Source organism: Mycobacterium sp. (genome assembly GCF_044223235.1).
In the GTDB taxonomy this organism is placed as follows: Bacteria; Actinomycetota; Actinomycetes; order Mycobacteriales; family Mycobacteriaceae; genus Mycobacterium.
The window spans coordinates 19,298-32,952 of record NZ_JBGAME010000016.1 but is presented as its reverse complement, the minus strand read 5'-3'; the positions used below and the strand labels follow the sequence as shown (position 1 = coordinate 32,952).

Here is a 13,655-nt window from a genome sequence, read left to right as displayed (position 1 = left end):
ATGACCGTCACGCTGCGGGTTTACGGCCAACGCGACGAAGCCGACGAGCTGCGGGCCAAGACCCGCGGCGGCTCCGACGGCGCGGTGACCGACCTACTTGACGCGGTCGAGGTGGTCCACTCCTTCAACGTCACGCCGGCGGCTCGCGACGCGGCCGCCGGCCCGCAGGACCTCCCGGTCGAGGACGACGACGTACTGGAGATCGAGGTCGAGGGCGGGTTCAAGGCGTGGACCTCGGCCAAGCGGTATTACGAGGTCGTCCCACTGCTCAAGCCGCAGGCCAAGGCAGGCGAAGCCGTCTCGGTCGACACCCTGCCGCAGGTGTCCGAACGCGGCGAGGTCATCGACTGGGTGGCCAGCAAGTTGCGCGTGCTGCGCCTGCGGCCCGACCGCATCACCGCCCTCGGCAACGACCCCCGGCAGTGGCCCGCCGACCTCCTGCAGGAGGCGAAGGACCTCGCGATCGACCTCACCGTGACGATCCCGGCCTGGTTGATCACCAAGGCGCTGATGCGCATCCTCGAGAACAACCTCCGGCCCGGCCCAGGCCTGTACACCTGGGATGACGCCATCCGCGAGCCCTCCGATGAGGCGGCCGCGGTGGGCATCCGGCCCGCGAAGTTCGACGGCTTCGACGCCGAGAAACCGATCCTGGTTTTCATCCACGGCACGGCGTCGTCCACCCGCGGCAGCTTCGGCAGGTTCCTCGACCCAGACGCGCAGGCGCAGTGGCAGGCGCTGCGCCGGCTCTACGACGGGCACATCTATGCCTTCGAACACCGCACGTTGAGCGACAGCCCGATCGACAACGCCATCGACCTGCTCACCGCGCTGCCGCGCAACGCCCGAGTCAGCATGGTGTCGCATTCCCGCGGCGGGCTGGTGGGCGATCTCATCTCACTGAAGTCGATCGGCACCGACCTGCTCGCGCGCTTCAACCGCAACGATCCCGACCTGCACCTGGCCGATGAACGCGATCGAATGCAATTGGAACGGCTGGCGACCCTCATCGGGCAGCGGCAGCTGCGGATCGAACGGTTCGTGCGCTGCGCATCCCCGTCGCGGGGCACGCTGCTCGCGTCGCAGAACATCGACACCTTCCTGTCGGTGCTCACCAACCTCGTCGGGCTGATCCCGGGCGTCGGCGGAAGCCCGCTGTACGAGGTGATCAAGCGGGTCACGCTGGAGATCGTCAAGAATCGGACCAAGCCGGGGCTGGTGCCCGGGCTTGAGGCGATGATGCCGCCGTCACCTCTGGTGGCGCTGTTGAACAACCTGAAGGATCCGGCCGACGGCGCCATCGGCGTCATCGCGGGCGATATCGAGGGCGGGAACTGGGTCAAGCGCCTCGGTGTGTTCGCCAGTGACCACATCGTGTACGAAGGCCGCAACAACGACCTCGTCGTCAACACCGACTCGATGTTCGACGGAGCCCGCCACGGTGTCGCCGGCTACGTATTCGACCAGGGCGCCGACGTAAGCCACTTCAACTACTTCAAGAACGCACGCACGCGTGCCGCGCTGGTCGACTGGCTGGCCGCCGCGCCGGGGCAGCGCCCCAAACCATTCGAAGAGCTCCCCGCCGGCAGGTTCGAGCCGGTGACGATGCTCAGGTCGATGCAGACACGCTCCGGTGCCGACCAGCCGGTGGTGTTCGTGTTGCCGGGGATCATGGGGTCGAACCTCAGCGTCGGCGACCGTGACGTGTGGCTGTGCCATTCCGCCCTGCTGTGGGGCGGCCTCGGCGACCTCGGCATCGATGCACCCAACGTGGAGCCGGTATCCCTGGTCGGGGACGGCTACCGGGGACTGTGCGAGTACCTGCAGACCTCCCATGAGGTCATCCCGTTCGCCTACGACTGGCGCCGTTCGGTCGAACACGCGGCGGCGCTGCTGGCCCGCGAGGTCGAGAAGGTGCTGACCAGGACCTCGCAGCCGGTGCGTTTCGTCGCCCACAGCATGGGCGGGCTGGTGGTGCGGGCGATGATCGCGGCGCGGCCCGACCTGTGGGATCGCATATGCGAACGTGACGGCGCCCGGCTGGTCATGCTGGGCACGCCGAACCGCGGCTCATTCGACATCGTCGAGGCCGTCCTCGGCACCGCCCAAAGCGTCCAGCAACTCGCAATGCTCGACCTCATGCACGACACCGCGCAGGTTGTCGGCATCATCGCGACGTTCCCCGGCGTGCTCGAACTGCTGCCCGACGGGGACGAGTACTTCCAGACCGCCACCTGGCTGTCCCACCGCCGTCAGCTCGACGAATCCGCGGTGCCCGACAAGGACCTGCTCGAGGCCGCTGCGAGAACGCGTAAGCGTCTCGCCGCACAGCTGACACTCTTCCCCCACGCCGATCACGTGCACTACGTGGCCGGAGCCTCGTCGCGCACCGTGGCCGGGGTCGAGGTCGTCGACGGTCGCGTCGTCCTGGAGGCCACCTCCGAGGGCGACGGCCGGGTCACCTATGAATCCGGCCGCCTTGCGGGAGTTCTGACGTGGTACATGGACGCGGTGCACGGCGATCTTGCCTCGCACCGGCCGGGATTCCGTGCGATCGCGGACCTGCTCGACACCGGTAAGACGTCACGGTTGGCCGCCACCCCGGCCAGTGCCACGCGGGGCGGCGCCGTCGTGTACCGGACCCTCCCGGAGCCGGTGCTCTACCCGACCGAGACATCCTTGGCGGCAGGACTTCTCGGCCAGGAGCCGCGCGCGTCGTACGGACGGCGGGGGCGGCCGGGCTTCCGCGTCGAAGTCGTCCACGACGACTTGCGCTTTGCCCACTATCCGATCGTGGTGGGCCACTACGAAGGCGACACGATCGTCGGCGCGGAAGCCGTCATCGACAGGCTGCTGGGCGGTGTGCTCAAGCAGCGCTACGCGCTTGGTCTCTACCCTGCCGAGTTCGGTTCCGTCGCAGTGGTCTTGCGAAAGCCCACGCCCTTGCAGGAAGTGCTTCACCTGCCCCACGGGGCGGTCGTCATCGGGCTGGGCAAATGGGGTGAACTCAGCGCAGAGCAACTCGCCAACCTGCTGCGCCGCGCCGCGCTGCAATACGTGCTGCAGCGGTGCGACGCCATGGACACCTCGGCGGGTGCCGTCGAAGGCCCGCCGAAGTTGGGTCTTTCGGTGCTGCTGGTCGGTGGCAACTCGACATCCAACATCGCCGTCGGTGATTCCGTCGGCGCCATCCTGCGGGCGATCGCACAAGCCAACCGGGAACTCGCGGGCGGCAGGTGTGAGGCATTGACGATCCAGGAAGTGGAGATCATCGAGCTCTACGCCGACCGCGCGACGGAGGCGGCCCACGCGGTCAAAGAGCTTGCGACGCTTATCGGCAACGAACTCGGCGCAACCATCGAGCCGGTACCGCTCCTCAAGCGCGGCCGCGAGGGCCGCAGCCGCCTGAGGTCGACGTCCGACCGCGATGCCTGGCGCCGGTGGGAGGTGAGCGTGGAGACACCAGCCCGCTCGTCGGCCCCCGCGCGGTTACCCAAGCCCCTCGCGGACCGTCTCAAGCGCGCGGTGCTCGAAACCACCGACGCCGACACCGAATTGCTCGAAGCGCTCGCCGAACTGGCGATCGGGCAGCCCGCCGAGACGCCGGAGGTGTACCGCGAGATCAAGTTCCTCACCCTCTCCGCGCGCGCACGCGCCGAGGCCACCTCACAACAGCGACAGCCCGAATTGGTGGAGCGCCTGATCAAGGATTCGATCTGCCAGACGCGCTACCGGGCCGAGGAATCGCGGGTGCTGTTCGAGCTCACCGTGCCCAACGAGCTCAAATCCGGTCTCGCGCAGGTCGACAACCTGGTTCTGGTCCTCGACGCGGAGAGCGCCGCCTACCCGTGGGAGCTCATGAGCCCCGGCGACAAGCCGCTCTGTCTGACCAAAGGCCTTGTGCGACAACTGCAGACCGCCAACTACCGGCCGCAGATCGGCACCAGGGCGGGAACGGCGGCCTACGTCGTCGGCGACCCGAAGGTCAGCGCGCCGTTCAGGCAGCTCAAGGGCGCCGAGGAAGAGGCCGGCGCGGTGTACGACCTGCTGCGCGGGGAATTCGAGGTCGACCCCCCGCTGTCGAAGCCATCGGCGCTTGAGGTGCTGGCCGGACTGTACAAGCGTCCGTACCGGATCGTGCATCTGGCCGGACACGGCTACTACCAGCCGCCGGGCACCGCGGACGGTACCGCGGACGCGAGGAGCATCGGAGGTACCGCGGACGCGAGGAGCATCGTAGGTAAGGCTCGCAGCGGCATGGTGCTCGACAACGGCATCTTCCTCACCGCCGTCGAGGTGAAGCAGATGCAACAGGTTCCCGAGCTGGTGTTCCTCAACTGCTGCCACATCGGCCAGACCGGATCCGGTGCCGCGCCGCAGACCCCCGCCGTCGAGTTCAATCGCCTGGCGGCCAGCGTTTCCCGTGAGTTGATCGAGATGGGGGTGCGCGCGGTGGTCGCCGCCGGCTGGGCGGTCGACGACGCCGCCGCCAAGGTGTTCGCGGTGCGGTTCTACGAATGCATGCTGCGGGGCGAGACCTTCGGCCGTGCGCTCAAGGCGGCGCGCGTGGATACCTTCGCACAGTTTCAGGACAGCAACACCTGGGGTGCGTATCAGGCGTACGGCGACCCCGACTATCGGCTGGATCCCTCCGCGACCGGAGGCGCGGGGGCTGAGCTGGATCAGGTGGACGTCGCCGAGTTCGTCGAGGCGGTCCGCAACATCGGCTGCGCGGCGGAGGACGGCCGGGCACCCGGTTCGTCGATCAACCGGCTCGATGAGCTGGTGAAAACGTGCCCCGCCAGCTGGCAGGCACAGACCGATGTGCAGATGACCATCGGCTACGCGTACGGCAAGCTCGGCCAGTTCGAAAAGGCCATGGAGTACCTCGCGGGAGCTCTCACCGGTGAAGGCGAGAACTCGACCACGACACTCCGCGCGGTCGAGCAGCTCGCGAATTTCGAAGCGCGCCTTGCCGAACGGCACACCAACGGTCAGGCCGCCCGCGGTCTGGCGATGCACAAGTCCGCCATACATCGCCTCGAGCAGCTCATCGCGGTGGCCCCGACGGCGGAGCGGCACAGTCTTCTCGGCGGCGCCTACAAGCGTCGAGCCGCCGCCGAAGCCGACCCGAAGGCCGTCCGAGCCGCGGTCGGCAAGGCCCGCAAGAACTACCGGCTGGCACATCAGCTCAACCTGCAGCGCCAGGAACTCGATCCGTACCCCGCACTGAACTGGCTGACGATGGCACTGGTCCTCGGTGAGCGGATCCCCGGCGCCGATGAACTGATCAATCGGTGCGAGGCGACCGCACGTGAACGCTTCCTCATCGACCGGACGTTCTTCGCCGCCGTCGCGCGGGCCGATGCGGCTCTCGCGCGTGCGCTGTTGACCGGCCTACTCGGCGGGAACGACACCACGGCGGACGCGGAACTGCGACGGCTGAAGTCCGAGTACCGCGATGCCATCGCGCGGGCAGCGCCCAACGTGGGCGAGCTTGATTCGGTGGTCGCGCAGATCCGGCTCACCGAGGCGCTGCTCGGCGCGCTACAACCGGAACGGGCCGCGACGACATCCACCGTGCAACGCCTGTCCGAGTTGAGTCGCGCGCTCACCGGCGATGCCCCAACGCTTCGCCGAATGTGAACTCACGTCGGGAAACTCGCTGGCAGATTCTTCGCCGTGCGTGCACATTCGGTGCTGCTACGTGGAAGTTTAAGGCGGGTCGCGTTCGAAGGCCGTGCCGATCGCGGTGCGGATGGCGTCGATCCTGAGGGCCTCGTTGGCCTCATAGGTGCCCTGCCCGTCCAACCGGGGCATCGTGACGCTGCCCGCGTGGTGCAGGCCGATCACCTTCCACGCGCCGCTTTCGAATACCGGGCTGCCCGAACTGCCACCCTCGGTCGGCGCGCGGTAATGCAGGCGGGTGGTGTCGTGCCCGATCAACAGGTTGTCCTGGATGGAGAACTGCGGCTGGTCGTATCCCCTCGGATGGCCGATGATGTACGCGCGCGATGTGTCGCTGAGCACGGGCAGGTTCTTGACCAGTGGAATGGGTTCGAGCCCGGCCGGGACCGCATCGATCTCCAGCACCGTGGTGTCCAGTCCGGGACTGCTCGACGACGAGTACCACCACACCTTGCGCACCGTGGACGTCGTCGATTGGATCTCGTCGGCATCGAGCCCGTGGAATGCGACCGTGGCGTCCTCCGGTTGGACCGCTTCGGGAACGACGTGTCCGTTGGTCATGACGACGAACTCCGGTAACAACGGATGCAGGTCGCTGCCTTTGACGAGGAAACCCGTCCCGCGCCCGTTGCGCATCGCGTCGTCGATGCGCACCACCGCCCGGCACCGCAACAACCCGGTTCGCCACCACCGCAACGTCTGATACCGGTCGGATCCGAAGACCTTCTCGAGCCGCCCGCCCGGCCCCAGCTCCTCGATGCGCGAGGCCGCCACATCAGCGCTGCCCAGGACGACAGAGCCCCCGCTTCTGCGAACCAAGGCCGCGCGCAGCAGCGGAACCAACGTCGTGCCCAGCGTGGAAGTCGGTGTCACCTGCCACACTTCGAGCACCTGACGCAGGAACGCACCGATCGCGAACGCGTCCGTGGCACTGGCGGCGCAGAACTCCCTGGCCTGCAGAAGCGCCTCGTCGACCTCGCCGAGCGCGAGGTTGGCTTCGCACGCCGTCAGCTTCGCCCACGCGTCATCCGCGTCGGCAACGACGGTAAGGACCTCCTTCGCGAGTTCGATCGCGACGCTGCCGGGGTCGGGGATGCCGGGAATGGTCATCGAGTTCCGGTCCGCGTACGCCAGCAGGGCCACCGCGTTGATCCCATGCCAGTAACGCCGGCGCCGGTCGGTGTTGTAGAGCACGGTGTACACGTCCAGCGCGCGCCGCAGGTAGTCGGCGCGGCGGCTGCCGCTGGTTGCGGTGAGGAACAGCTGCTTGTAGCAGCGGCCGACACCGCCGCTGGCCTCGGCGTGGTCTTCTGCCGAGGCGGCCGGATCCTCCGCCAGCTCCGCGTAGATGCGCAGCGCAGGGGCGGTCCTGCGCTGGTCGACCAACGCCTGCGCATAGTTCTGCCACACCGTCCGGTCGCCGGGGGCGACGGCAAGCGCGGCATCGGCGACATCCATGACGGCCTCGTACTGCAGATTCTTCAGCAGCGTTTTGAGCAGTGCCGTAGTCCGCGGTGTGAGGTCCTCGGCCGCTCGCAGCAGCCGGGAGTAGTCGCCCGCATGCCGCTTGACCGCGGGCCAGTCGAACTGTTGGACCGCTTCGGCGATCAGCGCCTCCAGCTCTCTGAGGGAGCCAACCTCTTTGTGCGTGACGGTCATTCGAAGATGTCCGAGATGACCGAGCGCAGCGGCACCTGGCCGAGGTACTTGCCGATGCTGTGACGCCAGTACCCGTCGTTGGACACCGCGACATCGGCGACACGGGTCTGATCCGAACGCCGATAGTGGGTCGCGATCTTACGATCGCGGAACCCGCACACCGGATCCAGCTCGTCGAAGACGTTGGTCCACGCGCCGTCGCCGAGCCGCTGCGACGGCCACCCATCCGCCGCAGTCCAGGGCGGCGTGAGCCCGTCACGGATCTCCGACATACCCAAGGGACTGCCGATCGTCAGCAGTGCATCCACTGGCGGCGCATCGTCGATTCCGGTCAGCGCGTCGTACGCGATCACAGTGCCCAGGCTGTGGCCGACCAGTAGATGCGGACCCGGCTGCGCGTGGGCCTCGTCGAGCGCCTGGCGGACTCGTGCCCGCACATCGGTGCGGATGCGGTACGACTCCCCCGGCCGGGGCGAGGTCGCCGTGTCGTAGATGAAGTGGTGGACGTCGCGGAGGAACACCCGCATGAGCCGCTTCTTGAGCCATGGCGGCAACGGCACCGCCTCCAGCGGTGTGCCGGCCACGATCGGGTCGGGCGCCTGCTCGTCGGTCGTTGCGGCGACATCGGCCAGTCCGACCTGACGGCCCACCGACTCGACAAACATCCGCTCGTCCTCGGGCACGTCGGCGAGCCAGCTCAGGTCGGCGTCTTCGGCGTCCACCATGCCCGCCACTTCCAAGGGTGACGCCTCCTGCGCGGTCTCCTCGGCGACCGGGTTGGCGTAGAGCATGTCGGCCCAGTACACCATCGACGACGTCACTCCGAGTGCGTCGAGATTGACGCCGTCGTTGTCGGACAAAGCGATCTTCCATTCGCGCAGCAGCTTGTCTGGGGTCAGCTTGTTCCCGATGCCGTGAATGAACGTGATATGTGGCATTTCGCCTTTCCCTTTTGTGAAACATGAGATGACACATGCTTTTCGACGGCGTGCCGACTGATGTGAAACGAATTGTCCCGCATGGGGCGGCGCCATTGTCGTTGGTTCGGGGAATTCGAGCGGAGGGCCCACGTTCTCGGGTTTCTCCGGGCACCAAAACACCGCAGGCCAACCCGCGGCCCGCTACTGTCACTGGCACCACACATGTGCGGGGGTACTGATGACGGGTTCGTTGTCGGCCGTGCGACACGCAGCGGCTCAGTCCAAGGCTCAGTCCAGCATGTCGGCTCCACGAACGGAGCGCTGATGCCCGATCCGATTGCGTTCATGGTCATGCCCTTCGGGACGAAGGCCGTAGCCGATCGAACGGACGCCGGCGTCCCCGCCACCATCAACTTCGACGCCCTGTGGGAGCGGGTGTACGAGCCTGCGCTCGTTCGGCTCGGATACGAGCCCGTTCGTGCGGATCGGGATATCGGAGCCCTGATCATCAACGACATGATTCAGCGGCTCGCGATCGCCGACCTGGTGCTCGCCGACGTCACACTGCCCAACGCCAACGTGTACTACGAGATCGGCGTGCGACACGCGGCTAAACCCCGCGGTTGTGTGCTGCTGTCCGCGGATTGGTCGAAGGCTCCGTTCGACCTGGCCCAGATGCGACAGGACCGCTTCCCACTGCCCGACGGCCAGATCCCCGAGGACTACGCCAAGCAGACCGTCGAGAGGCTCGTCGAGCTGATCCAGCCGCGGATCGGGGGCACCTCACCGGTCTTCGACGCAGTCCCCGGATACCCCGGCGACATCGACGAGACTCGGATGCCGGCATTCCGCTCCATCGTCGGCGAGATCGCGGCCTTCGACGGGGAGGTGCGGGGCGTCTTCCATCTGCCCGAGGCGGACCGGCCGCAGGCCGCCCGCGACATCGTGGAGCGCTACGACAACCAACCGAATGTTCGCGATGTCGTGCGGCTGAGGCTGTCATGGTTGTTGAGGGAGACGGCGTCGTCCACGGACGACTGGCAGTATCTCAAGGACTACATCGACAAGCTGCCGCCACATCTGATGGAGCGGCCCGACGTATTGGAGCGGGCCGCGTTCGCCCTGGGCAAGAAGGGCGAATCAGCCGCCGCCGCAGGTCTTCTCGATGTGCTGATCAAACAGCACGGGCCCACCTCCGAACGCTACGGGCTGCTCGGTGGCCGGTTCAAGGACCTGATGCGCGTCGCCCACCGCGAGGCAGACCGGCGGCAGTACCTCAACAAGGCCATCGACGCCTACGAGAAGGGGATGCAGGTCGATCTGAACGACTATTACCCCGCCTCGAACCTGCCCCGGCTGTACCGCAAGCGTGGTGAGGGCAACGACGCAGTTCGGGCCGACGAGGTTGCCATCATCGCCACCGAGGCGTGCCGGCGCGCCATTGCCATTGGCAGCGAAGGTGAATGGACCCGGGCCACCCTGCTCGGCTTGGCGTTCTACCGCGGCGACGTCGCGGCCGCCAGGGACCTCAAGGCGCGTGTCGAGGCGGACGGACCGAGCGCCTGGAAGCTCAAGTCGACGCTGAGTGACCTGCAGACCGACATCGAGCACCATTCCGATCCGGTGGTGAAGGGTGCGCTGAAGGTCATCGCCAAACAGCTCGAAACGCTGCTGGAGCCCTGACTTCTAGCCGACGTCCAGCGCCGAGGAGATGCCGTCGAGAATGCTGCTCGGATCGGCGGCGTCGACGATTGTGGTCAGCGGCGAGGCGGCGACAATCCTCGCCTGTTCGCCAACTTCACTACCGGCCCGCGCGCTGGCGATCTCGTCGGCGCTGCGGCCCGATCCGGCCAGCACCACCAGGGGCCGCCCGGCGGCGATGCTGGTCTGGGCGTCGCGCAACGCGATCGCTCCCCCGTTCACCATCAGCGTGACCGACCGCTGCGCCCTGGCGATCTCCCCTGCGACGGCTGACAACCAGGGGGTTTCGTCGCCCCAGTTGTCGCCAGGGACGAGCACCACGTGCGTGTGATTCGGCTCGAGGGGTGCACCGTCCCTGACGGGATGCGGCGCGTCGGGCAGTTCGATGGTGCCGATCGCCGCCACCCCGACGAGCGGGAAACGACCACCCGCGCCCATCCTCGCGCGCCCGACCATCCGCATCACGCCGGCATCGGTGCCGCCGTCGACGACCGTCGCCGACCACCGATCCAGCGCGGGCGCAACGAGGTCATGGAAGGCTCCGCTGATCGCCGCGGTGTGCTCCTCGCTCATTCCCGACGCGCCGCCGACGCACACGAGCACGCGTCGATCGACGGCAATGCCGTTGGCGCGCAGGTCTTCCGGCAACTCCTCGCGGCTCTGCACCCGGATCAGCTGCGGCCCGGCGCTCACCTGCCCGCCTTCACTGCCGCGGTGTCCCTGCGCCGCGATCGCCGCGCGATGTCGCGGCGCAGGCGAACCCATTCGCCGATCATGTCGGTCATCGACGCTCCTGCCCGATCTCGCCGGCGCTGGTCTCACGTGCAAGCCACCGTACCGTCCGCACTGCGCGCGCAGCCGGAATTCCCGCTATCCGCAGGCCGGCCATGACGGCGGACGCCAGGCTGCATACTGAGACCGCCGATGGCCACCACAGCACCTCCCACGTCACCTCCCCCGTCCGACGGCTTCCGTTACGACGCGTTCATCAGCTACTCCAGGAGGAACCTGGAGGTGGCCGACACGATCGAGCGGGAACTGCAGAAGTTTCCGCTCACCCGCGAGGTGCGCAAGCAGCTGCGGCGCAGGCACCTCAACATCTTCCGAGACGTCAACGACCTCACTGGAAACCGGCTGGCGCCCGCACTGGAGGACAATCTTCGGCAATCCCGCACACTGATCGTGCTCTGCTCGCCCGCGGCGCGGGCATCCACGTACGTCGGCATGGAGATCAGCCGCTTCGCCGAACTGAGGGACGCCGACCGGATCGTCCCGGTGCTCGTGGACGGAATGCCGAACAACGACGCAGGAACGGATCCCGCCCTGTGGGCGTTCCCCGATGCGCTCAGTGAAGCCCTCGCCGGCGTGCCGCTCGCACCCGACATGCGACAGGCGTGGACGGCAGGCAGCCGCAAGGCCCGGATTGCCCCTGGGTCGCCGTGGATCCAGCTGGTCTCCGGCATCGTCGGGGTAACACCCGACGATCTGACCGAGCGCATCGGCAAGGCCGAGCGCCGTCGCCTGCAGACGTGGATCGGCGTGCTCGCCACCGTTCTCACCGTCGTGACGGTCCTCGCGGGGGTCGCCTTGTTCGCGCGGGAGGAGGCCGTCCGGCAGTCGCTCATCGCAACCACCCGGCAACTCGCGGCCACGGCACAGGTCCGGGCACACACCGACCTGCAGTCGGCGCTGCTGCTCGCCGACACCGCCTACCGGACCCGGGCGGAGCCCCCGACCGTGCAGGCGCTGCACGACGTGCTCAGCACCACGCCACAATTGGTGGGGTTCTACGACTTCGGCGAAACGGTGCCGATGGTCGACGGCACGCCGGACGGAGCCGTCCTGGCCGGTGGCGCCGAGTCGGGCGCGGTGCGCCGCCTCGACCGTACCGCCGGGACGGCCGTCGAGGTGATGCGGCTGGACCTGCCCGTGGACTTCCTCGCGATCAGCGACGACGGCAGGACCATCGCCGCCTCCGGCACCCGCTATGACGAAAACTGGGTCCGATCCTCACATTCCGCGATATGGCGGGACGGGCACGTGACCGATCTGCCCGGCAGGCGGCTGGTGGCTTTGTCCCCGTCCGGACGCACCGCGGCGGCCCAGTCCGACGACGCGCTCGAGATCCTCACCGACGGAACGCAAACCGCCCGGATCGCCACCGGACCCGTCGACGTCGCCGAACTGCCCGACGACGCGACCGTGGTAGCGGTCGGTGGCGGCCGGTTCACCCGCGCGTCGGTGGACGGCAGCGATGTGCGGACCGCGGACATCGGCATGGCCATGCCAAGAGGCGGCCAGGTCATCTCGGCGGACGGCTCCCGATTCGGCTACTCCAGCGGCTACAAGCGGATCGAGGTGTTCGACGTCGGCAGCCCGCTACCACAGGACGTGGTCGACGCACGCCTGGCCGGTGTCACCGGCAACGCCAACATCTCGGCGATCACACTCAATCGCAGCGGAACCCGGCTGGCAACCGCCGCCGACGGTTCGCTGTTCGTCAGTGAGGTCGGGGCAGGCGATGCACCGCCGCAGGGCTACACGGAGTTGCACGGAGCCGGACCGGAACCGCACTCCCTGCGGTTCCTGTCCGACGATGTCCTGTTGAGCGCGTCGGGCAGCAGCGCCGGGCTGTGGAACCTGCGGAAGACGTTCCCGTTGGCCACCGCCGCCGTCCCCGCCGCACTGCCGTGGGGCTGCGGGATATGCGAACCCTCGGTCATCACCTCACCCGATGCCGCCCGGGTGCTCGTCACGTCGGACAGCGGACGGACCGTCGTGAACCTCGCGTCGGGAGGCGTGCGGGTCCTCGGGCACGACCCGCTGTTCGACGGCAGACCGGCCATGGTCTGGCTGGATCCCGACCGCGTCTTCGTGTATTCGACGGCGTCCGGGACGGGCACCATTCTCAGCGGCGACGGACTCGACGTGGTCGACCGGACGTTCCCCGTTCCCCGGATCGACGGCATGGTGATGCGCACCGCGCTGCGCGCCGACGGAACCGTGGCCGTGCTTACCGACCAGGGGCTGGTGCTCGCCGATCCCCAGGCCGGCGGCGCCGAGCTGACGGGGCTTCGCGCGGACGCGTTGACCTCGGACGGGGCGTACGCGGTCGCCCTGCAGCCCGAAGGGCCGTCCACCCGGGTGGAGGTCATCGACGTGTCGGCACGCCGCTCGGTGGCGGCCATCGACGTCGAAGGTGGCCTTGCTCCGTTCGTCGAACACACCGGCGACAAGATCACCCTGCTCAGGATCGAGGGGAAGGACGCAGCCGTGCTGACCGTGCAGCCCAGCGATGGTTCCACCGAAACCCTGCAGCAGCGGGTGACGGTCACCTTGGGGGCCGACGAGCCCGTCCGGGCGGTGTCGTCGTCGGCGGCGCTTTTCGTGAAGGAAACCGGTGAGATCGCCCGCTACTCGCTTCCCGACGCCTCACGACTGGGCCTGTTCCCGATCGAGTCGGAATTCCAGGCCTTCAATGCGCTGGCTCTGAACCGGGACGGCTCGGCCCTGATCGTCGCGAGCCAGCCGCTCAACATGGTCTTTCGGGTTCCCGTCACCGCCGAGACGTGGTCGGCGCTGGCCTGCGACGCCGCCGGCCGGGGGCTCGCGCCCGGTGAACTGGCGGCCGTGGTCGACTCAGCGGACCGACTGGCGGCGGGGTGCCCAGGAACGTGAGGCCCACCG

General features: G+C 68.0%; 6 protein-coding genes. 3 read left to right on the top strand and 3 right to left on the bottom strand.

Annotation, left to right across the window (positions count from 1 at the left end):
- Positions 1 to 5,646, top strand: a complete 5,646-nt coding sequence (locus tag ADBZ6K_RS18040) for a DUF7379 domain-containing protein (RefSeq protein ID WP_526349140.1) — start codon at positions 1 to 3, stop codon at positions 5,644 to 5,646.
- A gap of 69 nt (positions 5,647 to 5,715) precedes the next feature.
- On the opposite strand, the gene ADBZ6K_RS18035 is transcribed toward ADBZ6K_RS18040, so the two are convergent.
- Together ADBZ6K_RS18035 and ADBZ6K_RS18030 are read right to left on the bottom strand one after the other, a co-directional pair.
- Complete coding sequence (locus ADBZ6K_RS18035; RefSeq protein WP_526349138.1) at positions 5,716 to 7,347, bottom strand: trypsin-like serine peptidase; 1,632 nt, start codon at positions 7,345 to 7,347, stop codon at positions 5,716 to 5,718.
- Positions 7,344 to 8,285, bottom strand: a complete 942-nt coding sequence (locus ADBZ6K_RS18030; protein WP_526349136.1) for a lipase family protein — start codon at positions 8,283 to 8,285, stop codon at positions 7,344 to 7,346. Before ADBZ6K_RS18030 ends, ADBZ6K_RS18035 begins: the two co-directional genes overlap by 4 nt.
- A gap of 306 nt (positions 8,286 to 8,591) precedes the next feature.
- On the opposite strand from ADBZ6K_RS18030, the gene ADBZ6K_RS18025 reads away from it, so the two are divergent.
- On the top strand, positions 8,592 to 9,950 hold the full coding sequence (locus ADBZ6K_RS18025; protein WP_526349134.1) for a TRAFs-binding domain-containing protein: 1,359 nt from the start codon (positions 8,592 to 8,594) through the stop codon (positions 9,948 to 9,950).
- Positions 9,951 to 9,953: 3 nt separating this feature from the next.
- Here the strand turns inward: ADBZ6K_RS18025 and ADBZ6K_RS18020 are convergent, their stop codons facing one another.
- Positions 9,954 to 10,661 carry a hypothetical protein gene (locus ADBZ6K_RS18020; RefSeq protein WP_526349132.1) on the bottom strand — a complete coding sequence of 236 codons (708 nt, stop codon included), beginning with the start codon at positions 10,659 to 10,661 and terminating at the stop codon, positions 9,954 to 9,956.
- 231 nt (positions 10,662 to 10,892) lie between these two features.
- Between ADBZ6K_RS18020 and ADBZ6K_RS18015 the strand changes: the two genes are divergently transcribed.
- Positions 10,893 to 13,646: a TIR domain-containing protein gene (locus ADBZ6K_RS18015; protein ID WP_526349130.1), complete on the top strand. Its 2,754-nt coding sequence runs from the start codon at positions 10,893 to 10,895 to the stop codon at positions 13,644 to 13,646.
- Positions 13,647 to 13,655: the final 9 nt, after the last annotated feature.

Coding starts and splice junctions, on each gene's coding strand:
- ADBZ6K_RS18040 (WP_526349140.1), top strand. CDS start 1: ATGACCGTCACGCTGCGGGTTTACGGCCAACGCGACGAAGCCGACGAG.
- ADBZ6K_RS18035 (WP_526349138.1), bottom strand. CDS start 7,347: ATGACCGTCACGCACAAAGAGGTTGGCTCCCTCAGAGAGCTGGAGGCG.
- ADBZ6K_RS18030 (WP_526349136.1), bottom strand. CDS start 8,285: ATGCCACATATCACGTTCATTCACGGCATCGGGAACAAGCTGACCCCA.
- ADBZ6K_RS18025 (WP_526349134.1), top strand. CDS start 8,592: ATGCCCGATCCGATTGCGTTCATGGTCATGCCCTTCGGGACGAAGGCC.
- ADBZ6K_RS18015 (WP_526349130.1), top strand. CDS start 10,893: ATGGCCACCACAGCACCTCCCACGTCACCTCCCCCGTCCGACGGCTTC.